Below are 21,541 nucleotides of genomic sequence, written 5' to 3' on the forward strand. Positions count from 1 at the left end.
TGAAGCGCCCGGGCGCGTCAGAGCACCTGGGACAGGAAGCGCCGCAGCCGGGGATGCTCCGGCGCCTCGAACACCGCCTCCGGCGGCCCGGCCTCCAGCACCACGCCCGCGTCCATGAACGCCACCGTGTCGGCGACGCTGCGCGCGAACCCCATCTCGTGCGTCACCACGACCATCGTCATCCCGGCGGCGGCCAGGTCCGCCATCACCGCGAGCACACCCTTGACCAGTTCCGGGTCCAGCGCGCTCGTCGCCTCGTCGAACAGCATCACCTGCGGGCGCAGCGCGAGCGCCCGCGCGATGGCGACTCGCTGCTGCTGGCCGCCGGAGAGCTGCGCCGGCCGCGCGTCCGCCTTGCCGGCCAGGCCGACCAGGTCGAGCTGGGCGCGGGCGAGCGCCACCGCCTCGTCCTCGCCGAGCTTCTTCAACTTGCGCAGCGCCAGCGTGATGTTGCGCAGCACGCTCAGGTGCGGGAACAGGTTGAACTGCTGGAACACCATGCCGATGCGCTGGCGCAGCGCGTCCGGGTCGTCGCGCAGCACGCTGCGCCCGTCCAGCAGCACGTCGCCCCGGTCCGGTTCGATCAGCCGGTTGATGGTGCGCAGCAGCGTCGACTTGCCGGACCCGGACGGGCCGATGACGCAGGCCGCCCGGCCCCGGGCCACGTCGAGGTCCGCGCCGCGCAGCACCCGGTGCGCGCCGAAGGCCAGGTGCACGTCGCGGACGGCCAGGCTGACCGAGGTCGTCGTGGTGGTGCTCATCGCGGTTCCCTCCCGGACGGGGTGACGTCGGCCGGCTCGGCGTCGGGCTCGGGCTCGGGCGGCGCGGCCGGGCGGCCCTGCCGCAGGCGCCGGTCCAGCCAGTTGACCGCGTGGGTCAGCGGCACGGTCAGCAACAGGTAGAACAACCCGGCCAGCAGCAGCGCGGACTGGTTGCCGGTGTTCGCCGCGTAGTCCTGCCCGATCCGGAACAGCTCCCGCTGGCTGGCCAGCAGGCCGAGGAAGTAGACCAGGCTGGAGTCCTTGATCAGCGCGATGAGCTGGTTGACCCAGGCGGGCAGCACCCGGCGTACGCCCTGCGGGATGATCACCAGGCGCATCGCCTCGCCCCAGGAGAAGCCGAGCGCCCGCGCGCCCTCCAGCTGGGCGGCCTCCACGCTAAGGATGCCGGCCCGGAAGATCTCACCCAGGTAGGCGGCGGCGATCAGGGACAGCGCCAGCACGCCCAGCGGATACGGGTTCGGCCCCCACACCTGCATGCCGAGCGGCGCCAGGCCCACGCCGATGAGCAGGATGGTCGCCGCGGCCGGCAGGCCGCGGAACACATCGGTGTAGACCCGCGCCGGCCAGCGCAACCATCGGGTACGCGAGATGCCGGCGACGGCCAGCAGCATGCCCAGCACCGAGCCGAGCAGGGCGGCGGAGACCGCCAGGGTCAGCGTGTTGGGCAGCCCGACGGTGAGCATCTCGGGCAGCGCCTCGCGCATCGAGTCCCAGTCGAAGAACGTCTCCCAGAGGGTGCTCAGTGGATCCATGTCCGCTCCGTCCGCCCCGCTCGTGCTCGGTTACCGGTTCAGGAGGCGGCCGACGGCGACGGCACCGCCACCGACCCGCTGCCCGGCTTGAAGTCGGCCGGGATCGGCCGCCCCGGGTAGTACTCGGCCTGCAGGCGGCTCCACGTGCCGTCGGCGATCACCTCGTCCAGGCCCTTGTTCAGCGCCTCGCGCAGCTTGTCGTCGCCCTTGGCCACCGCGTACGCGGTCGGGGCGGGGCTGAGCTGCTTCGCCGCGACCTTGATCTTGCCGTTGCTGTCGGCGGCGGACTTGTCGCCGATCTCGGCCGGGGCGATCCAGGCGTCGGCGGTGCCGGCCTTGAGCTGGTTGATCGCGCTGTTGTAGTCGGGCACCCGCACCGGGTCGAGGTTCTGCCTGGTGGCGTAGTCGTCCTGCACCGTGCCCTGGACCACCACCACCCGCTTGCCGGCGAGCTGGTCGAAGCCCGTGATCGGGGAGCCCGCGGGCACGTCCAGGCCGAAGTAGCCGAAGTCGTAGCCGTTGCCGAAGTCCACGGTCTTCTTCCGGGCCTCGGTGATCGTGATCGAGGAGCTGCCCACGTCGAACTTGCCGCTGTTGACCTGCGCGAGCAGGGCGGAGAAGTCGGTGCCGACGAACTCCACCTTCAGGCCGATCTTGGCGGCCACGGCGCGCAGCAGCTCGTTGTCGAAGCCGGTGAACTCGCCGTCCTTGAGGAACACGTTCGGCGGGGCGTCGGTGAGCGTGCCGGCGCGGATCACACCGGGCTGGAGCAGGCCGTACGGGTTGTCGGCCGAGGCCGTGTCGTCGTTGCCGCAGGCGGTGAGCGCGGTGACGGCGAGCAGGGCCGCCGCGCCGACGGCGGCGGCACGGGTCAGGACGGAACGGAAACGCACGATGTCTCTCCAGAGTGGATGGACGCGCGGCGCGCGTCGGCGCCGGCCCGCCGGACAGACGGCCGGGCCGGAGAAGGGTGGATCGGGGAAAGGAGGGTGGCGTTCGCTCAGCGCGCGAGGCGACAGGCGTCGCTGCACACCCGCATCAGGTCGACGTGACGGCGCTTGACCAGCGCGAAGCGGGCCGAGTACGCGGCGACGTCGCCGGACGGGGTGGAAGGTGGTGCGGACATCGGTCTCCCTGGTCTGTTGCTGACCTGGGTGCCAGGCCACGCTTGCACCGGCGGCTGCCGGTGCCTGGTCTTCACCCGGGGCACCCCACCGCGGAGGAGGGTTGCCGGCCAGCGAGCCGGGGCTTCGCGCTGGCGCTCATGACCTGCCCAGAAGGCTAGCAGCACCGCCGTGGCTGCCGTCCAGCCGTTATGACCACCCTCACGCGCGGCGCCTCACCGCCGGGCCGGGACGACCGGCGCGTCCCGGCCGGTGCCGTGCCGCGACGGGCTGCGCTGCTCGTGGTAGTCCTGCTCCACGTTGACGGTCCAGACGTCGTGCTCCGCGCCGTGCGCGATGTTCTCCGCGGTCAGCATCGCGGTGAGCATCGAGTGGTCGGCGTTGTTGTACCGGTGCATGCCGTTGCGGCCGACCGGGTGCACGTTCGGCACGTTCGCTGCCAGCCAGCCCCGGATCACGTCGACGTTGCGCTGGTACCGCTCGTCGTAGACCGGGTACGCCTTCGGCATCCGGACCACGTAGCCCGCCTCCACGCACCCGGGCTTGACCAGGCCCAGCCGCTCCAGCTCGGCGGTGGCGAACGCGACCAGCTCGGCGTCCGGCGTCCGCCACATCTCGTCGCCCTCGAACACGAAGTACTCCAGCCCCAGGCAGGTCCGCCCGTCCTTGACCAGGTACGGCGACCACGAGCCGAAGTTCTGGATCCGGCCCACCCGGGCCGCCGGGTCGTGCACGTAGATCCAGTTGTCCGGGAACGAGAACTCCTCCGGCACCACGAGCGCCACCGTCAGGAAGTCCCGGTACCGCAGGTCGTCGGCGGCGGCCCGCACCTCGGGCGGCGCCTCCGGGCGCATCGCCCGCACCAGTGCGGAGATCGGCATCGAGGAGATCACGTGCGCGGCCGGCTCGGTGCGCTCCCCTCCGGCGTCGGCAACGGTCACGGCGGTGGCGCGCCGCGCGGCCGGATCGCGGTGCACCTCGGTCACCCAGGCGCCGGTACGCACCGTGCCGCCGCGCTTGGCGACCTCCTCGGCGCAGCGCTCCCACATCATCCCCGGGCCGTGCTTCGGGTACTGGAACTCCTCGATCAGGCTGGTCACGTCCGTGCGGTTGCGGCGGGGCAGCAGCGCGTTGCGCATCGCCGCCGCCAGCGACAGGTTCTTGATCCGCTGGGCCGCCCAGTCGGCCTGCAACCGGTCCGCCGGCATCCCCCAGACCTTCTCCGTGTACGTCTTGAAGAAGATCGAGTAGAGCCGCCAGCCGAACCGCGCCGACACCCACCCCTCGAAGTGCGACTGGTCCTTCGGCGGGCGCAGCCGGGCCCGGCCGTACGAGCCCAGACAGCGAACCGCTTCCAGCAGGCCGAGGTTGCGGAGCGCGTTGCCGGCGCTGAGCGGGTAGTCGAACAGCGCGCCCCGGTAGTAGATCCGGCTCATCCGCGGCCGGAGCAGGAAGTCCTCGTCCGGCAGGATCTCGTGCCAGAAGTCCTCGACCCGGGACACCTTCGTGAAGAAGCGGTGCCCCCCGATGTCGAACCGCCAGCCGTCGCGCTCCACCGTCCGGCTGATCCCGCCCACCACGTCGTCGGCCTCGTAGACCCGGACCGGCTCGCCGTGCCGCAGCAGCTCGTACGCGGCGGTCAGCCCGGCCGGCCCCGCCCCGATGATCACGGTTCCGTCGCCGTCACCCATGCCGTACGCGCCCCCCGCCTGCCGATGCGGCAGCGCGCTTACCCACCCTGACGACGTCCTCACCTGCCGGGCTGCACCGATCCGTCCCGGCCCGGCGGGTGTGAGCCGGCCCGGACGGGGAACGCCCACCGGGTTTTCCGGCCGGGCGAGTCGGTCGACGGCGCAACGGTGGGAGCGCGATGGCGGACGAGCGGCGGGCCGACCCCGGTGGCGCGGCCCGCTCCGGGCGTACCCGGTGGTGGTCGCGCGCAGCGTCGGTCGCCCGCAGGCTGCCCGAACCGTGGGGATTCGTGTTCGTCGTCTTCGTCGGCTCGAAGCTCGTACTCAGCCTGGTCGGCGTGCTGGTGCTCGCCGCGTGGGACGGGGTGCCGGGCGCGCCACCGGCCGACGAGACGGGGATGCGGGCCCAGCAGGAGGCGATCTCGTCGCACCGCTGGTTCTCGCTCTGGTTCGCCTGGGACTCCTTCCTCTACGACCACCTCGCCCGGCTGCCGCTGGACCGGCCCTGGCCGGACTTCGGCTTCCCGCTGCTCTACCCGTTCCTGGCCCGGCCGCTCGCGCCGCTGCTCGGCGGGCACACCGCCTGGGCGCTGCTGCTGGTCAGCAACGTGGCGCTGGTGTTCCAGCTCTACTTCGCGTACCGGCTGGGGGGCCGGCTGCTCGGCGGCGCGGGACCGGACGACGGCCGGCGAGCGGTCCGGTACCTGCTGCTCCTGCCGACGGCGTTCCTGTTCCAGGCGGCGCTCACCGAGTCGCTGTTCGTCTGCCTCGCGCTGGCCGCCTTCTGGTACGCCGAGCGGAGCCGCTGGCTGCTCGTCGGCGTCGTCGGCTACTTCCTGGCGATGAGCCGCTCGGTCGGCTTCCTCGTGGTGGTGCCGCTGGCGCTGGTGCTGCTGCGCGAGCACGGCTGGCGGGCCGGACCCCGGGCGTGGCCGCGCCTGCTGCGGCAGGGCTGGCCCCTGCTGCTGGTCCCGGCGGGCTGGCTGACGTTCATGGCGTTCTGCCGCTGGCAGAGCGGCGACTGGTTCGCCTACCAGCACACCCAGGAGACCGGCTGGGGCATCCGGCTGCAGAACCCCCTGGCGGTGGCCGGTTCCGCGCTGTTCGGCGGCCACTCCGCCGACGCGCTGCGGGTCTGGATCGCCGTGGCGATGCTGGCGGTGGCGGCCGTCGGGCTGCGCCGCCGCGCCGACTGGCCGTACCTGCTCTACACGCTCGTCGTGGTGCTGGTGCCGCTGTCGATGGGGCCACCGGTGTACAAGAGCCTGCTGCGCTACCTGCTCGCCGCCTTCCCGGTCGCGTTCGTCCTGGCCCGCTGGGCGCGGCGGCCCGGCCTCGACGGCTGGCTCACCGCCGCGCTGGCGCTGCTGCAGGGCGCGTTGTTCGCGGTGTGGCTCACCTACTGGACCCACCTGATCATCTGACCGCCGTAGCCTCGGCGGTCGCGGTCGGCACGGCCGTGGGCGCTGTCCGGCGGGACGGCCGGGTGGGCCGCAGAATGGGCGGATGACCGGCCGGCGGGTGCCGGTTCAGGCGGCCAGGGCGCCGGCGAGTCGCCGGGCCTCGGCCACCAGCCGGCTGCCACCGCCCCGGGCCACCACGTCGGCCAGGCCGGGCACCTCGATCCGGACGCCCGTCGCGGTCGCCGTCTCCGCCGCCAGCGCGAGCAGGTCCGGCGTGCCCCGGGGTGGCGTCGGGGCGGCCAGCAGCGGCGGCAACGCCGCGGCGAGCAGCCGCCACACGCTCAGCCGGGCACCCGCCGCGACCGCGTCGCGCAGCGGGGTGACCGCCCGGGTCAGCGTCACCTGCCCGCCGGCCGCCAGCGCGCCGAGATGCCCGCCGGTCGCGGGCGCGTCCAGGTCGTCGGCGGCGGCGAGGATCAGCACCGCGTCGAGCGCGGCCACCCGGTCCGCCTCATGGCGGGCGCACAACCCGTAGGCCAGCGCCAGATCGAGGGCCGGGCCGCCCGCGCCCGTGCACTCGGCCAGCACCGGCAGGACCGCGCTGTGCCCGAGGGTGTCCTCCTGCGCCGCGCCGGCCACCTCGGGCAGCAGGTGGGCGGCGACCACGCCCCGGTGCCCGGGCAGGACGGCCGGCCAGACGTCGCCCCAGCCGTCGGTCCACCGGCCGATCGGCGTGGGCTTCAGGGTGAGCAGGCCGAGCCGGTCCTCGACGCCGTCCGGCGGGGTGAGCGCGACGAGCGTCCGCCCCTCGGGCAGCTGGTCGTAGCCCCAGTCGTACCCGGCCGACCGCGCCCGCCGGCCCACTGTCACCACCTGCTGCGCCGGGGCCGGCACGGCATCGCCGCGCAGCCAGCGGGCCAGCTCGTCACCGGCCGGCGTGCGCAGCGCCGCGGCGCGTCCGGCCAGCGGCTCGTCCACGCCGGCCGGCAGGCGCAGCAGGGCCTGCGCGAGATCCCAGCGCCACACCGGACGGTCACCCAGCGCGGCCAGCCGTTCGTAGAGCGCCACCGGCTCGATCGCCCCGGTGACCGAGGTCGGCGCCGACAGCAGGCCCGGATCGTCGCGTCCGTCCAGACGCTGCCCGATCTCGGCCAGCCGGGTGCAGGCGAGCTGGACGGGCGCGGGCCGGCGCGTGGCCGGAACCGGCGGACCACCCCGGAACGGCAGCGGCGCGCGTGGGCGGGACTCGGCCAGCAGGGTGCTCCACTGGTCGCGGCGGGTCGCCGCCTCGGCCTCGCCGCAGACGGCCAGCAGGAGCCCGTGCATCTGCACCGACCGGTTGAACACCGACCAGGGATGGTCGTACGCGCCGACCCGCTCCCGGCGTACCACCGGCAGCAGCGCCGCCGCGAGCCGCTCGCGGTCGGCGGTGCCGAGCCGGACCAGGCCGTCCATGACGCGTTCCGCCGTCAGCGCGGGCCAGCGCCGGCCGAGCGACGCCGCGATCTCCTCCACCAGCTCTTCCACCCCGGCGATCGGCGGCGGCGCGGCCGCTGCCGGCAGCGGCGGCGGCAGGTCGTCGCGGGCCTCGGCCACTGTGGTCACGGCAACCGGCCGGTGGCCGTGCCGCTGCGCCAGCGTCAGCGCGCGCTCGCGCAGGCCGGCGTCCGGGTGGTCGGCCGCCACGGCGAGCACCGCGCCGATCTCCGGGGCCTGATCCGGGTGCTGCCGGGCCAGCCGGTCGAGCCAGGACACCTGCGCCCGGACCAGCGCCTTCTCCGGCCGGGCCAGCACCGTCCGGGCGGCCTCCCACAGCGCCTCCGGCTCGGGGGCGTCACCGGCCTCCCGCAAGGTCCGCTGGGCGGTGCGGGCCACCGGCCCCGGGCCGTCGGCGAGCAGCCGCAGGTAGGCGTTCGACCGCAGCGCCACCTCGTCCGGGGTCGGCGCCAGCAGGTCGTGCAGGACCAGGAACGGGCGCAGCGCGCCCGGCCGGTCGCCGCGCAGCAGCCGGCCGAGGACGCCGTTGAGCAGGACCGCCCGGTCGAGCCGGCCCTCCGCCGCCAGCGCCACGAGCGCCCGTGGCAGCGCCTCCGCGCCCGTGCCGTCGCCGCGGGCCAGCTCGGTGCCCACGCCGTCCACCTCGAACAGGCGCGGCAGCAGCGCGTCCAGGAACGGGTCCGCGCGCAGCCGGTCCACAGTCGGTGGGCGCGTCCCGCGCGGGGCCGGCGAGCCCTGCGCGGCGGCCCAGCCACGCACGAAGTCGTCCCCGGTCGGCGGCGGCGCCTTCTCCGCCAGCAGGAGACCGGCGACGAACGGCCAGCCCGCGACCATCCGGTCCCGGGGCAGCCGGTCGGCCAGCTTGTGCGCCACGTCGGCCAGCCAGGTCACCCCGCGTTCCCGGGCGGCGTCGACCACCGGCGCGGCGTCGACGCCGGCCAGCCAGACCGAGCGGCGGCCGAGCAGCGCGGCCACCTTCGTCGGGGTGCTCAGCGTCCCCACCGCGGCCACCGCCAGCGTCGCCGCCTCGCCCCGCCACCACCAGTCGTCCCGCCTGCGACGGACGACGGCGACCAGTTCGTCGCCCAGCGCCCGCCGGGCCGGCTCGTCCAACCCGGCCAGGGCCGACCTGACCTCGGACATCCGGCCGCGCACCGCCGCCTCGACGAAGCCGGTCACGACAGCGCCTCCACCGGCGCCGCGACCATCGACACGGCCAGCGCGTGCCGGCACGGCCCCCGCTGGCCCCGGTGCCGCGCCCACCAGCGGCAGGAACAGGAGTACGCGCCGTCCGGGTGGCGGCGTACCCGGTAGGTCTCGGCGTCGGTGCGTACCGTCGCGTGCTCGCCGTCGCCCTCGACCGCGCCGCGCTCGACGAGTACACGTGCGCCGACCAGCCGCGGGTTGTCCCGCTCCGCGCGGCCCGCGTCGTAGGGCATCACCCGGTGGAAGTACGCCCCGTCCGCCACGTCGTACCCGACCCGCCCGGCGGTGCCCAACTGGGCGAGCGCGGCGCGCACCCGCTCGTCGGGCAGCGCGGCGGCGTCGGCGAGCGCGGCCACGTCGATCGTCGGATCCCAGTTGAGCAGCGCACCGACCAGCTCCGCGTCGTCGACCACGTCGTCGCCCGCGAGCGCCGCCAGGGCCGCGCCCTCACCGGAGAAGCCCCGGTAGGGCTCGGGGGACAGCGTCAGCGACAGCCGCAGCGCCCCGGTGTCCAGCTCCCACGTGCTCGGCACGGCGGGGGAGCCGGCCCGCACCGCCGGGCCGTACACCCGCAGGGAGCGCGCGTGGCGCAGCACGCCGCGCAGAGCCGCGAGCCGGCCCGCGCCGGCCAGGCAGACCGCGCCCGGCGCCGGGCGGGAGGTCAGCCGCAGCGTACGCCCGGCGGGCACCGCCCACAGCACGCTCCGGTCGCCGGCGGCGGGCAGCCGCCGCAGGAACGCCGCCGCCTCCGCCGCCGCGATCTCGGCGCGCGGCTCGAAGCCGGCGGTGAGCACGTGCACCTCGGCGAAGCCGCGCAGCCAGCGGCCGGGCAGCGGCACCTTCCGCTCGACCACCGCGCCGTCCATGGTGGAGACGGTCAGGTCGTCCGGGCCGACCGCCACGTGCAGCGGCTCGATGCCGCCCACCCGGGCCAGCGCCTCGCGCAGCGGCGGGTTCACGTCCACGTTCGTGGTGCCGTGGCCGCTGATCTCCCCGTCCAGCCCGGACGGCAGGACGTCCATCCGCGCGTACACCCCGCAGCAGCCGGAGAACGACTCGAAGCGCAGGCGGCCCCGGCTGCCGGTCACCACCGGGTCCAGGCTGGCCGGGCTGACCGGCTGGTGGTAGCGGGTGCGGGCCACCTCGGCGACGGCGAGCAGCCCGGCCGCCGCCGCGGCCGGGGCGGTGAGGAACCCGGCGAAGAAGCGCGGGTTGGCCGCCGGGCCGCCGCAGGTCTGCAGGTCGAGACCGGCGGCGCGCAGCGCGGACGGCTGAAGATATCGGTACGTCTGGACGGCGTTCACGGCGCAGACCGTAGAGGGACCGACCGACAAAAGCGCGACGGTCCTGCTAGCTTCCTCGGATGTTCGCCCACGCCCTCACCGACGACGCCGAGTTGCGTCCACTGTCGCCCTGGCACGCCGACGAGTTCCTGGCCAACCTCGACCGCTGCCGCGAACACATCGCACCCTGGGTCGGCGCGTCCTTCGTCGCCACCGACGCCGAGTCGGCCCGCAAGGTCCTCCAGGCGTACGCCGACCGCTGGGCCCGCGACGACGGCGGCATCTGGGGCATCTGGCAGCGCGGGACGCTCGTCGGGGGCGTGCTGTTCGTGTCGCTGAGCACCACCCGCGGGGTGTGCGAGGCCGGCTGCTGGCTGGAACCGGGCGCCGAGGGACAGGGCCTGGTCACCCGCGCCGCCCGCGTGATCATCGACTGGGCGGTGCGGGAGCGCGGCATCCACCGCGTCGAGTGGATCACGAAGGCCGGCAACGACCGCAGCGTCGCCGTCGCACGACGGCTCGGCATGCGCCGCGACGGCGTCATGCGCGGGGCCGCACCGACGCCCGACGGCCGCGCCGACCTGGAGGTCTGGTCCGTGCTGGCACCGGAGTGGACCGCCTGACCGGGAATTTGTCGTACCCGGACGTGAACATGTGTCCATGGCTGTCCCCGCCCTGGCCGACCGGTACCCCCAGCCGCGCGCCCTGCCGCTGCGCGAGGTCCGCACCCGGCTCACCCAGCTCGTCTCCCTGGCCGAGCTGACCGACACCGTCACGCTCGTCACCCGCGACGGCGATCCCCGGCCGGTGGCCGCGATCGTGCCCGCGCCCGCCGCCCGCACCGGCGCCCAGGCACGCGCCGACGCCGAACGCGTCGCCGCGATCAGCGCCGGCTGGGCCCGCCGCCTGGAGGAGCTGCACCGGCAGTCCAGCCGGCGGCACGCCGCCGAGCTGCGGGCGCTGGCCGACGCGCTCGCCGAGGCGTGGGCCGAACTCGACCGCCGCGCACCGGCCGGCGACCCGGCGCTCAGCCGCCTGCGCGCCGCCCACGCCGACCTGCTGCGCCGCTGACCCGTGGCGTCCCGCCCGGTGTACGCGGGACGCCACGGGCATACGGTCAGCTCCGGCCGCGCTCGGCCCGGTAGCGGCGGATCAGCTCGGCGGTCGAGGTGTCCACGTCGGTCAGGTCCGGGTCCGGCCCGGTGAGCTTCGGGGCGAGCTGGTTGGCCATCACCTTGCCCAGCTCCACGCCCCACTGGTCGAAGGCGTTGATGTCCCAGACCGCGGCCTCGGTGAACGTGATGTGCTCGTAGAGCGCGATCAGCTGGCCCAGCGTCGCCGGGGTGAGCTTCGGCGCCAGGATCGACGTGGACGGGTGGTTGCCCGGCATCACCCGGTGCGGCACCACCTCGGGCGGGGTGCCCTCGGCCTCCACCTGCTCACGGGTCCGCCCGAACGCCAGCGCGGCGGTCTGGGCGAAGAAGTTCGACATGAACAGGTCGTGCATGTCGCCCAGGTCGTGGTTGGGCCGGCTGAACGCGATGAAGTCCGCCGGGATCAGCCGGGTGCCCTGGTGGATGAGCTGGTAGAAGGCGTGCTGGCCGTTGGTGCCCGGCTCGCCCCAGAAGATCTCCCCGGTCGGGTACGTCACGGGCGAGCCGTCGAGGCGTACCGACTTGCCGTTGCTCTCCATGGTGAGCTGCTGGAGGTAGGCGGGGAACCGGTGCAGGTACTGCGAGTAGGGCAGCACCGCGTGGGTCTCCGCGCCGAGGAAGTCGGTGTACCAGACGTTGAGCAGGCCGAGCAGCGCCGGCAGGTTGCGCTCCACCGGGGCGGACCGGAAGTGCTCGTCGACCGCATGGTAGCCGGCCAGCATCTCGCGGAACCGGTCCGGCCCGATCGCCAGCATGACCGACAGGCCGACCGCGGACGGCAGCGAGTAGCGTCCGCCCACCCAGTCCCAGAAGCCGAACATGTTCTCCGGGTCGATGCCGAAGTCCCGGACCCGCTGCTCGTTGGTGCTGACCGCGACGAAGTGGCGGGCCACCGCGTCGTCGTCCGCGTCCAGCCCGGCGAGCAGCCAGCGCCGCGCCTGGTCGGCGTTGGCGAGCGTCTCCTGGGTGGAGAACGTCTTGGACACCACGACGAACAGCGTGCTCGCCGGGTCCAGGTCGGCGGTCTTGTCGTGGATGTCGGTCGGGTCGATGTTCGACACGAACCGGCAGCTGATGCCCGCGTCCCGGTACGCCTTCAGCGCCTCGTACGCCATCACCGGCCCGAGGTCGGAGCCGCCGATGCCGATGTTGACCACTGTGGTGATCCGCTCGCCGGTGTGGCCCCGCCACGAGCCGGAGCGCACCCGCTGCGCGAACGCCGACATGCGGTCCAGCACGGCGTGCACGTCGGCGACCACGTCCTGCCCGTCCACGGTGAGCGAGGCGTCCCGGGGCAGGCGCAGCGCGGTGTGCAGCACCGCCCGGTCCTCGGTGGTGTTGATGTGCCGTCCGGCGAACATGGCCGCGATCCGGCCGGTCAGCCCGACCCGCTCGGCGAGCGCGCCGAGCAGCGCGATCGTCTCGTCGGTGACCAGGTTCTTGCTGTAGTCCACGTGCAGGTCGGCGACCTCACCGGTGAGCCGCTCACCCCGCTGCCCGTCGGCGGCGAACAGGTCGCGCAGGTGCGTGCCGCGCATCGCCTCGGCGTGCTTGCGCAGCGCCTGCCATTCGTCGGTGGTGGTGACGTCCACAGCCATCGGGTCGATCTTCTCCTTCACGACGGGCGGTCGGCCGGCCTGCGCCCGGCGAACCCCACAAGCCTGCCACCCGGACCGGTCGCGCGCGACGCGACCCGGCGGCGATCACCGTGCGGGGTGTTTCCGGCCACCGCTGGGGGACACGCCGTTGGGACATCTGTACGACACGCCGGTCACTGAATGACATCTTTCGACAGCGGAACGTAGTATCCAGCGTTGCTGCCCGAACGCGTCGAGGGGGTGCCATGGCCGGGGCGGTCCGTCCTCGTCCACCGTCCGATCCGGAGGAGCCGGCCGGGGAGACGACCCTGCCCGAGCTCGTCGATCCGCACTGGATGCACCGGGCCACCGAACTGGCCCACACCGGCTTCTGGTCGGTGGCGCGCCGGTTGCCCGCGCTGATCCGCGAGGCGATCAGTCTCGCCTGGGCGACCAGCCGCCGGGACACCGCCGCCTCGCTGGGTCTCAACGTCGCCGCCGGTGTCCTCACCACGCTGGGCCTGCTCGCCACCACCGGGGTGCTCCACCAGCTGTTCGCGGCGGGCCCGACACCGGACCGGATCCGCGCGGCGCTGCCCGCCCTGGCGCTGGCGGCGGCCGCCGTCGCCGGGCGCGGCGCGCTGACCATCGTCGCCGGATGGGCGCAGGCCCGGCTCGTACCGCAGATCAACTTCACGGTGGAGCGGCGGCTGTTCGAGACGACGTCCGCCGTGGAACTGGCGGCCTTCGACGACGCCGGCTTCGCCGAGGAGATGGACCGCGCCCGAGACCGGGGACTGGCCGAGGCGGGCTCCCTGGTGAACGACACGGTCAACCTGGTCACCGGCGTGGTCGGCGTGATCGCCACGGCTACCGCGGTGACGATCATCCACCCGCTGCTGCTGCCCTGCCTGGTGGTCGCCGCCGCGCCGGAGGCGGTGACGGCGGTGCGGATGGCCCGCCGTCAGCACGTCGACTGGCTCGCCCGGATCACCCGGCGGCGACGTAAGTGGATGCTGGGCGACCTGATGGCCAACCGGCACACCGCGGCCGAGATCCGCGCCTACCAGATGCGCGACTTCCTGCTCTCGGAATACCACCTCATGACGCGCCTGGAGACCCGCGCCGAGCTGCGCCTGGCCCGGGCACAGACGGTCACCCGGGCGATCGGCCTGTCCATCACGGGCATCGCCACGTTCGGGCTCTACGTGGTGCTGGGCGCGCTGCTGGTGGGCGGTGTGGTGGCGCTCGCGGCGGCGGCCACCGCGCTGCTCGCGCTCCAGTCCGCGCGGACGAGCCTGCGCACGGCGGTCTTCGCCACCAACTCGCTCTACGAGGACGCCCTCTACTACCAGGACTACCGCGACTTCCTCGACCGGGCGACGCGGCGGATCCCGGCGGGCGGGCACCTGCCGGTCGACGGGTTCGAGCGCATCGACGTCGAGCGGGTCAGCCTGCGCTACCCGGACACCGACACGGCGGCTGTCGACGAGGTCAGCCTCACGGTGCGGCGCGGCGAGGTGATCGCGCTGGTGGGGGAGAACGGCTCCGGCAAGACCACGCTCGCCAAGCTGATCGCCGGCCTCTACCGGCCCACCGGCGGCACGATCCGCTGGGACGGCGTGGACGCCGCCGAGCTGGACCCACGGCAGACCGCCGCCCAGGTCGCGGTGATGAGCCAGGACTGGTGGAAGTTCCCGTTCACCGCCCGGCAGAACATCCGGGCCGGCCGCCACGACCGCGCCGGCGGGCCCGGCCCCAGCGTGGAGACCGCCGCCCGGGACGCCGCCGCGCACGACATGATCAGCGAGCTGCCGTTCGGGTACGACACACTGCTGGACCGGCAGTTCAAGGACGGGCAGGACCTGTCCGGCGGGCAGTGGCAACGGCTGGTGGCCGCCCGCGGCCTCTACCGCGACGCCCGGCTGCTGATCTGCGACGAACCGTCCGCCGCGCTGGACGCGCGTGCCGAGCACGCCCTCTTCCAGCACCTGCGGCGGCACCCGGACCGGGCCGTCGTGCTGATCACCCACCGGCTCGCCAACGTCCGGCACGCCGACCGGATCTTCGTGCTGGACCACGGCCGGCTCGTGCAAGCAGGCGACCACGACACGCTGATGGCCCAGGGCGGGCTCTACCGCGAGCTGTTCGAGTTGCAGGCGGCCGGCTACCTCGCCGGCAGCGCGGAACCAGCCGACGGTTGACCTCCAGCGCACTCGAACTCCTACCGTGACCGGACCGCGCGCCACCCGGCCGGCGCGGTGCGACCCAGGGAGTTCACATGCGCTATCGCGTCCTCGGCGGCACCGGCATCGAGGTCAGCGTCCACTGCCTCGGCACCATGATGTTCGGCGCGGTCGGCAACCCCGACCAAGACGACTGTGCCCGGATCGTCCACGCGGCACTCGACCGCGGAGTCAACTTCGTGGACACCGCCGACATGTACTCGGCCGGCGAGTCGGAGGAGATCGTCGGCAAGGCCCTGCGCGGCCGGCGCGACGACGTGGTGCTCGCCACGAAGGTGCACTTCCCGATGGGTGAGGGGCCCAACCGGGGCGGCAACTCGCGGCGTTGGATCGTCCGGGCGGTCGAGGACAGCCTGCGCCGGCTGGGCACCGACTGGATCGACCTCTACCAGGTGCACCATCCGGACCACACCACCGACGTCGAGGAGACGCTCGGCGCCCTCACCGACCTGGTCCGGGCCGGGAAGATCCGCGCGTTCGGCTGCTCGACCTTCCCCGCCGAGGAGATCGTGGAGGCGCACCACGTCGCCGAGCGGCGTGCGCTCGGCCGCTTCCGCACCGAGCAGCCGCCGTACTCGATCCTGGCGCGCGGCATCGAGGCGTCGGTGCTGCCGGTCTGCCGCCGCTACCGGATGGGCGTGCTGGTGTGGAGCCCGCTGGCCTCCGGGTTCCTGTCCGGCCGGTACCGGCAGGGCCGGCCCGTCGACCTCGGCGCCGGCCGGCCGGCGCTCACCCCGGCCCGGTTCGACCCGGCGCTGCCGGGCAACGCCGCGAAGTACGCCGCCGTCGAGGATCTCGTCGCGCTCGCCGACGAGGTGGGCTGCACGCTGCCGCAGCTCGCCGTGGCGTTCACCGCCGCGCACCCGGCGGTCACCTCGACCATCATCGGACCGCGCACGATGGACCAGCTGGATGCGCTGCTGTCCGGGGTGGAGCTGACGCTCGACGACGCGGTGCTGGACCGCATCGACGGGATCGTCCCGCCCGGTACGAACCTCTACCAGCCCGACGGCGCCTGGTCCCCGCCCACCCTGACCGACCCGTCCCACCGCCGCCGCCCCCTCCCGGACCGAGCCGCCGCCTGACCCCCGCTCTCCCCGCCCTTCCCGCCCCTCAGCTCGTCGATCATGGAATTCCGGCCCCGGCAAAGAGCGCGAATCCGGCACCCGAGGGGCGGAAACCGCAAGATCGGCGAGGACAAGGGGTGCCGGGGGAACTGCGTCGACAGGGGAGGGGTGTGGCTCCACACTGGGCGGGTGGAACACCGGGATCTCGTTCGGGTGAGCAAGCGGCTGTCGCTGGCGTTGCGGCACCGGCCCGACGCGTTCGGGCTGCGACTCGACCGGGCCGGCTGGGTGCCGGTCGCGGACGTGCTCGCCGGGCTGGGGATCAGCCGCGCCCAGCTGGACGCCGTGGTCGCGGGCAACGACAAGCAGCGGTTCGCGGTGGAGGGCGGCCCGGACGGGACCGACCGGATCCGCGCCAACCAGGGGCACTCCGTGCCGGTGGACCTCGGCCTGACCCCGGCCGCGCCGCCGCCCCGGCTGTTCCACGGCACCGGCGAGGCCGTGCTGGACGCGATCCGGGCGCAGGGGCTGCGCCGGGGCGGGCGGCACCACGTACACCTGTCGCCGGACGTGGCGACGGCCCGGCGCGTCGGCGCGCGCCGGGGTGGCGCGGTGGTGGTGCTGACTGTGGACGCGGCGGCGATGGCCGAGGCCGGGTACCTGTTCTACCGCTCGGCCAACGGGGTGTGGCTCACCGACACCGTGCCGCCGCCCTACCTCAGCACCACCTGAGCGGCCTCAGCAGGCGGTCACCGGGTGGGCCACCACGGCGTCGAACAGGTACGCGAGGTCGTTCGGCGCGGCCCGGTCGGGCTGCCGTGCGCCGGTACGGTCGGTGGCGCGGGCGCGCAGGACGTGCCGGCCGGCGGCCGGCGGGCGCCAGCGCGCGGTCCAGCGCTGCCAGGCGCCGCCCCGGTCGGCCTCGACCAGTTCGGCCGGGCGCCACCCGTCGCCGGTGTCCACCTCGACGTGTTCGATCGGGCCGTTGCCGGACCAGGAACGGCCGGTCAGCAGCACCTCCTCACCGGCCGGCACCCGGGCGTCCCAGGGCAGCTCGAACGCGCTGCGCACCGGCTGGGCGGTGAGCACGGTGCCGTCGGCCGGGTGGCCGGGGCCGAACATCCGGTAGAACTGCGTGTTCCACGGCGAGAACAGGGGGGTGGTGGAGACCTCGATCGCGCCCACCCACTTGATCGAGGAGATGCCGACCCAGCCGGGCACCACGACCCGCACCGGGAAACCGTGGTCGGCGGGCAGCGGCTCGCCGTTCATCTCGTACGCCAGCAGCACGTCGTCCAGGGCCTTGGCGACGGGCATCGGGCGGCGTACCCGGCCGAGGTTGACCCCGCCGCTGACGTAGTCCGGGTCGAGGCCCTCGGGCATCACGTCGACCGCCTCGTCGTGCAGCCCGGCCAGGCGCAGCACCGTGCCGAGCCGGACGCCCCGCCACCGGGCCACGCCGACGCTGCCCAGCCCCCACGCCACACCCGGGGCGGGCTCGTCCTGCTGCTCGGCGAAGTAGCGCCGCCCGTTGCCGGCGCACTCCAGCAGCGCGGCGTGCTCCTCGGCGGGCAGCCGGCGCAGCTCGTCGAGGTCGAACTCCACCGGGTGGTCGCGGGTGGGCGCACCGCGCAGGCCGTCGCCGAACAGCCGCAGCCGCCAGGTGGTCGCGTCCAGGTGCGGGGTGAGCGTGTGGTTGCGGACGAAGAAGCGGTCGGTGGGGACCACGTACCCCTGGCCGGCCATCGACGGCCAGCGCATCTCGGCATTGGTGTCCAGCGGGCGCAGCAGCTCCGGCGGCAGCGGCTTGACGATCGGCGCGCCGGGGTCGACGCCGACCGGTGCGGACGCCACCGCGACCGGCTCGCGCTCCGTGGCGGCGGCGGTCACCGCGGCCATCGCCGCGCCCACCTCCAGCAGCCGGTCGCGGTCGACACCCGGCCCGTGCGCCCGCCCGGCGAGCCACTGCCGGCTCCGGTCGGCGTCGTGGACGGCTTCGGCGGGGGACGGGGACTGACTCACGACTGACCTCCGGGGTGGGCGACGCTGCCTTTCCTATTCAATCAGTAGGACTTGCCGTCGATCCATCGCAGGTGGGCGGCGGCTCCATCGCGGTCAGCCGGCGGGTACGCCGAGGCGGTCGAGCAGGTGGCGGCGCAGCGCGCCGAGGGCCGGGTCGTCGGGGCTCGGTGCCGGGCCGGGGCGTCTACGGCGACAGCCGGGACATCGTGGGCGGCGGTCACGGCGTACCGGTCGGCACCGCGGGTGGCGCGCGACCGGCCAGCGTGGCGTACCTGGGGCAGATCGCCCGCACCGCCGAGCAGCTCGGCTTCGCCGGTGCGCTCACCCCCACCGGCGCCTGGTGCGAGGACGCCTGGCTGACCACCGCCATGCTCACCGAGGTGACCGAGCGGCTGAAGTTCCTCGTCGCGTTCCGGCCCGGCCTGCTCTCACCCACCCTCGCCGCGCAGATGGCCTCCACCTTCCAGCGCCTGTCCGGCGGGCGGCTGCTGCTCAACGTGGTCACCGGCGGCGAGTCCGCCGAGCAGCGCGCGTACGGCGACTTCCTGGACAAGGACGCCCGCTACGCGCGTACCGACGAGTTCCTGCACGTGGTGCGGGCGCTGTGGCGCGGTGAGACAGTCGACCACGACGGCGTCCACGTGCGGGTCGAGGGCGCCCGGCTCGGCCGGGTGCCCGACCCGGCGCCGCCGGTCTACTTCGGCGGGTCGTCCAGCGCGGCCGGGCCGGTGGCCGTGCGGCACAGCGACGTGTACCTGACCTGGGGCGAGCCGCCCGCGCAGGTGGCCGGCAAGCTGGACTGGATTCGCGGGCTCGCCGCCGAGGCCGGTCGCGAGCTGCGGTACGGCATCCGCCTGCACGTGATCAGCCGGGACACCGCCGAGGAGGCGTGGGCCCAGGCGCGCAAGCTGCTCGACGGCATCCCCGAGGCCGGCGTGCGCGCGGTGCAGGAAGGGTTGCGGCGCAGCGAGTCCGAGGGGCAGCGGCGGATGCTCGACCTGCACGGCGGCTCCCGCGACGGGCTGGAGGTCTCGCCGAACCTGTGGGCCGGATTCGGGCTGGTACGCGGCGGTGCGGGCACCGCGCTCGTCGGCAGCCACACCGAGGTCGCCGACCGGATCGCCGAGTACCACGCGCTCGGCCTGGACGAGTTCATCCTCTCCGGTCACCCGCACCTGGAGGAGGCGTACTGGTTCGGCGAGGGCGTGCTGCCGATCCTGCGGCGGCGCGGGCTGTGGCGGCACCCGGCCGGTGAGCCGGAGACCGAGGCGCCGGCCGCCGTGCCGTTCTCACCCCAGCCGGTCCCGGCCCGCGGCTGACCGCACCCGGCCCATCTCAGGGCTGGTCGCGCCCGGTCCGTTCCGCGGCCCGCCCTGGGTTCTGGTCAGAGCGGGCGTTGCCCGGCGAGGAAGTCGGCGAGCACCCGGGTGTGCGTGGAGAAGGCCAGCTCGACCGGGTCGGTGAGCACCAGCCACTCGGTGGCCTCCTCGGTCGGCGCGGACGGCGGCAGGTCACCGACCGGCCGCTCGGGCAGCACGCCGAAGACCATCATGGTGCCGCCCGCCGGTGCGCCGTGCACCGCGAACAGCCGGGCCTCGCCGGCCTCGGCCCGCAGCCCGGTTTCCTCGCGCAGCTCGCGGACGAGCGCCTCGGACCACTCCTCGCCGTACTCGATGAAGCCGCCCGGCAGCGCGAGCTGCCCACGCGCCGGTTCGATGTCGCGGCGCACCACCACCACGCCGAGCCCCTGCGGCGTGCGGACCGGCAGCACCGCCACCGCCACCGGCAGCGGATTGCGCCACACCGTCTCGCCGCAGGAGGAACAGACGCGCGGCCACCCGGTGCCCGCCGGATAGGCCACGCCGCAGAACGAGCAGTGCGAGTACGCGGTCACGCCGCAGCACGTTACCCGCACCCCCGGCCCGTGGTCAGGCGTCACCCCCTCGGCCGGCGAGCGCGGCGCGCGCCTCCATCAGGGCGAACCCGAGCAGGTTGTCGCCCCGCCAGGTCGCCGGGCTGGCGGCGCGCGGGTCGTCGGCGGTCAGGCCGATGCCCCAGACCCGGTCGGTCGGGCTGGCCTCGACCAGCACCCGGTCGCCGGTGCCGAGCAGGAACCGCCGCAACGGCTCGTGCCGGGCGAACTTGGCGACGCTGCCGGCCACCACGATCTCGTAGCGGCGGGCCGCCCAGGTCGCCTCGTCGAAGTCGCGGACCTGCCGGCCGAGCGCCTTGGCCCGGTGCGGATGCCCGGCGGCCAGCACGCGCTCGGCGATCGCGTGGTCACCGAAGAGGGTGGCCTTGTGCCACATCATCCAGTGCTCGGCGGTGGCGAACTCCCGGCCGTCCACTGTGAACGCCGCCGGCCACCACTGGCTCAGGCAGCTCGCGCCGATGCTGCCGTCACGCCGTGGCCGGTGCCCCCAGAAGTGCAGGTATTTGACCGTCTCGCCGGTGTCGAGCGCGGCAGTCAGGTCGGCAACGGAACGGATCGGCATGCCCCGCAGTCTGCCCCACCCCACCGACATCCCACCGCCGCCGCGAGATCCCGTCGATCTTGCGGATCGGTACCCCGCGAACTCCGTCAACCGGACATCCTGAGGGCCCAAACCGCAAGATCGACGAGGAGAGGGCGGGGAGGGGCGGCGGAGGGGTCAGGGAGTGGGGGTGCCGGTGTAGAACACGGTCACTCGGTTGCCTGCTGCGTGTGCCTCGTCTGCTGGGGTGCCCGCCTCGATGCTCGCCTTCGTCCAGCTGTTGCCGGACTCGGTGACGAAGCGGAGGCCGTCCGGCGAGGCCGTCCACTCGGGCGCGGCGGCCGGGTCGACGGCCGTGCCGTCGGTGGCGAAGTGGGAGGCCAGGCCGACCAGCGCCAGATCCCAGCCGATGCCGACCGCGCCCGGACCGTACTCGGCCCACCGCTGGTCGTCGACGTGCGCGACGTGTTCCAGCTCGAATCGGGTACGACCGGCACCGGCCTCGCGTAGCCGCACCTCGATCCAGCTCACCTCGCCGCCGAACTCCCAGGTGGCGGCGAAGCCGTGCGGGGGGTCGCAGCGCTCGACGGTGCCGCCGGCGTTGCCCTCCAGCTGGTACCGGCCGCCCAGGCTCAGGTCACCGGAGACCGGCAGGAACCAGCGGGGGATCCGTTCCGGGTTCGTGCAGGCGTCGAAGACGTCGGCGACCGGCGCGTCGTACGTCTGGGCGATGGTGAGCACCCGCGCCTGCCCGGCGGGGAGCGTACGGGCGCCGATGCGGCGCTCGACGGCGCTGATCTGTCCGGTCACGTCGATCATGGATCGGTCCTCTCGTCGTCAGTGGTGTCCTCGCGCAGCCGTCGTTCGCGGCGGCCCCGGGCCAGCTCGGTGGCGAGCGCCGCCAGCGGCGGTGTCCAGAAGCGGCGGAACCCGTCCAGCCACGCGTCGATCTCGCGCAGCGGGCCGGGATCCACGGCGTAGAGCCGGCGGGTGCCCTCGGCCCGCACTGTGGTGAAGCCGTGCTCGCGCAGCACCTTGAGGTGCTGTGAGACGGCGGGCTGGCTGATGCCGAACTCGCGCCGCACGGTCTCGCCGAGCGCGCCGGCGGGTTGCTCACCGTCGGCGAGCAGTTCCAGGATCCGGCGGCGGACCGGGTCGCCGAGGACGTCGAAGGCGTGCACAACGACTTTGTATCAGACTGAGCTTATATAAGCTAGCGCTGACGTAAACGTAGGGCGCCCTCGCACCCGGGCGCCCCGCGTA

General features: G+C 74.4%; 20 protein-coding genes and 1 riboswitch. Of the genes, 7 read left to right on the plus strand and 13 right to left on the minus strand.

The window, feature by feature from the left end; genetic code table 11:
- Positions 1-17 precede the first annotated feature (17 nt).
- The 5 genes from ABIH81_RS21435 to ABIH81_RS21455 form a co-directional block, all read right to left on the minus strand.
- Positions 18-761: an amino acid ABC transporter ATP-binding protein gene (locus tag ABIH81_RS21435; RefSeq protein WP_349876675.1), complete on the minus strand. Its 744-nt coding sequence runs from the start codon at positions 759-761 to the stop codon at positions 18-20.
- Positions 758-1,534 (minus strand): amino acid ABC transporter permease, encoded by a 777-nt coding sequence (locus ABIH81_RS21440; protein ID WP_349876676.1) that lies wholly within the window; start codon positions 1,532-1,534, stop codon positions 758-760. Before ABIH81_RS21440 ends, ABIH81_RS21435 begins: the two co-directional genes overlap by 4 nt.
- 38 nt (positions 1,535-1,572) lie before the next feature.
- On the minus strand, positions 1,573-2,427 hold the full coding sequence (locus tag ABIH81_RS21445) for an ABC transporter substrate-binding protein (protein ID WP_349876677.1): 855 nt from the start codon (positions 2,425-2,427) through the stop codon (positions 1,573-1,575).
- Positions 2,428-2,534: 107 nt separating this feature from the next.
- Positions 2,535-2,660: a hypothetical protein gene (locus tag ABIH81_RS21450; RefSeq protein WP_349876678.1), complete on the minus strand. Its 126-nt coding sequence runs from the start codon at positions 2,658-2,660 to the stop codon at positions 2,535-2,537.
- Positions 2,661-2,693: 33 nt separating this feature from the next.
- Positions 2,694-2,804: riboswitch (SAM riboswitch) on the minus strand.
- A 69-nt stretch (positions 2,805-2,873) separates the two neighbouring features.
- Positions 2,874-4,349, minus strand: a complete 1,476-nt coding sequence (locus ABIH81_RS21455; protein ID WP_349876679.1) for an NAD(P)/FAD-dependent oxidoreductase — start codon at positions 4,347-4,349, stop codon at positions 2,874-2,876.
- Between the two features lie 179 nt (positions 4,350-4,528).
- Here ABIH81_RS21455 and ABIH81_RS21460 point away from each other — a divergent pair, with 179 nt between their 5' ends.
- Complete coding sequence (locus ABIH81_RS21460; RefSeq protein ID WP_349876680.1) at positions 4,529-5,773, plus strand: hypothetical protein; 1,245 nt, start codon at positions 4,529-4,531, stop codon at positions 5,771-5,773.
- Between the two features lie 105 nt (positions 5,774-5,878).
- Here the strand turns inward: ABIH81_RS21460 and ABIH81_RS21465 are convergent, their stop codons facing one another.
- Positions 5,879-8,428, minus strand: coding sequence for a hypothetical protein (locus ABIH81_RS21465; RefSeq protein ID WP_349876681.1), 2,550 nt, complete (start codon positions 8,426-8,428; stop codon positions 5,879-5,881).
- Complete coding sequence (locus ABIH81_RS21470; protein ID WP_349876682.1) at positions 8,425-9,759, minus strand: SWIM zinc finger family protein; 1,335 nt, start codon at positions 9,757-9,759, stop codon at positions 8,425-8,427. The genes ABIH81_RS21465 and ABIH81_RS21470 overlap by 4 nt, the downstream gene beginning before the upstream one ends.
- Before the next feature lie 59 nt (positions 9,760-9,818).
- On the opposite strand from ABIH81_RS21470, the gene ABIH81_RS21475 reads away from it, so the two are divergent.
- Both ABIH81_RS21475 and ABIH81_RS21480 read left to right on the plus strand, forming a co-directional pair.
- Positions 9,819-10,361 (plus strand): GNAT family protein, encoded by a 543-nt coding sequence (locus ABIH81_RS21475; protein WP_349876683.1) that lies wholly within the window; start codon positions 9,819-9,821, stop codon positions 10,359-10,361.
- A 37-nt stretch (positions 10,362-10,398) separates the two neighbouring features.
- Positions 10,399-10,809 carry a type II toxin-antitoxin system Phd/YefM family antitoxin gene (locus ABIH81_RS21480; RefSeq protein ID WP_349876684.1) on the plus strand — a complete coding sequence of 137 codons (411 nt, stop codon included), beginning with the start codon at positions 10,399-10,401 and terminating at the stop codon, positions 10,807-10,809.
- A gap of 46 nt (positions 10,810-10,855) precedes the next feature.
- Here the strand turns inward: ABIH81_RS21480 and pgi are convergent, their stop codons facing one another.
- Positions 10,856-12,490 (minus strand): glucose-6-phosphate isomerase, encoded by a 1,635-nt coding sequence (pgi, locus tag ABIH81_RS21485; protein WP_349876685.1) that lies wholly within the window; start codon positions 12,488-12,490, stop codon positions 10,856-10,858.
- A 245-nt stretch (positions 12,491-12,735) separates the two neighbouring features.
- Between pgi and ABIH81_RS21490 the strand changes: the two genes are divergently transcribed.
- From ABIH81_RS21490 to ABIH81_RS21500, 3 genes are all read left to right on the plus strand, one after another.
- Complete coding sequence (locus tag ABIH81_RS21490; RefSeq protein WP_349876686.1) at positions 12,736-14,673, plus strand: ABC transporter ATP-binding protein; 1,938 nt, start codon at positions 12,736-12,738, stop codon at positions 14,671-14,673.
- A 77-nt stretch (positions 14,674-14,750) separates the two neighbouring features.
- Positions 14,751-15,800, plus strand: coding sequence for an aldo/keto reductase (locus ABIH81_RS21495; RefSeq protein ID WP_349876687.1), 1,050 nt, complete (start codon positions 14,751-14,753; stop codon positions 15,798-15,800).
- Positions 15,801-15,971: 171 nt separating this feature from the next.
- Positions 15,972-16,514 (plus strand): RNA 2'-phosphotransferase, encoded by a 543-nt coding sequence (locus ABIH81_RS21500; RefSeq protein ID WP_349876688.1) that lies wholly within the window; start codon positions 15,972-15,974, stop codon positions 16,512-16,514.
- Positions 16,515-16,520: 6 nt separating this feature from the next.
- Here ABIH81_RS21500 and ABIH81_RS21505 read toward each other — a convergent pair whose 3' ends face one another.
- Positions 16,521-17,804, minus strand: a complete 1,284-nt coding sequence (locus ABIH81_RS21505) for a sulfite oxidase (protein ID WP_349876689.1) — start codon at positions 17,802-17,804, stop codon at positions 16,521-16,523.
- Positions 17,805-17,971: 167 nt separating this feature from the next.
- Here ABIH81_RS21505 and ABIH81_RS21510 point away from each other — a divergent pair, with 167 nt between their 5' ends.
- Positions 17,972-19,123, plus strand: coding sequence for an LLM class flavin-dependent oxidoreductase (locus tag ABIH81_RS21510; protein WP_349876690.1), 1,152 nt, complete (start codon positions 17,972-17,974; stop codon positions 19,121-19,123).
- A gap of 65 nt (positions 19,124-19,188) precedes the next feature.
- On the opposite strand, the gene ABIH81_RS21515 is transcribed toward ABIH81_RS21510, so the two are convergent.
- The 4 genes from ABIH81_RS21515 to ABIH81_RS21530 form a co-directional block, all read right to left on the minus strand.
- Positions 19,189-19,698: an NUDIX domain-containing protein gene (locus ABIH81_RS21515; RefSeq protein ID WP_349876691.1), complete on the minus strand. Its 510-nt coding sequence runs from the start codon at positions 19,696-19,698 to the stop codon at positions 19,189-19,191.
- A gap of 34 nt (positions 19,699-19,732) precedes the next feature.
- Entirely contained in the window at positions 19,733-20,299 is a 567-nt protein-coding gene (locus ABIH81_RS21520) for an NADAR family protein (RefSeq protein ID WP_349876692.1), read from the minus strand.
- Positions 20,300-20,455: 156 nt separating this feature from the next.
- Positions 20,456-21,097 carry an SRPBCC family protein gene (locus ABIH81_RS21525; RefSeq protein WP_349876693.1) on the minus strand — a complete coding sequence of 214 codons (642 nt, stop codon included), beginning with the start codon at positions 21,095-21,097 and terminating at the stop codon, positions 20,456-20,458.
- Complete coding sequence (locus ABIH81_RS21530; RefSeq protein ID WP_349876694.1) at positions 21,094-21,459, minus strand: metalloregulator ArsR/SmtB family transcription factor; 366 nt, start codon at positions 21,457-21,459, stop codon at positions 21,094-21,096. Before ABIH81_RS21530 ends, ABIH81_RS21525 begins: the two co-directional genes overlap by 4 nt.
- Positions 21,460-21,541: the final 82 nt, after the last annotated feature.

It is taken from the genome of Micromonospora sp. HUAS YX12 (assembly GCF_040215685.1).
GTDB classification, from domain to species: Bacteria; Actinomycetota; Actinomycetes; order Mycobacteriales; family Micromonosporaceae; genus Micromonospora; species Micromonospora tulbaghiae.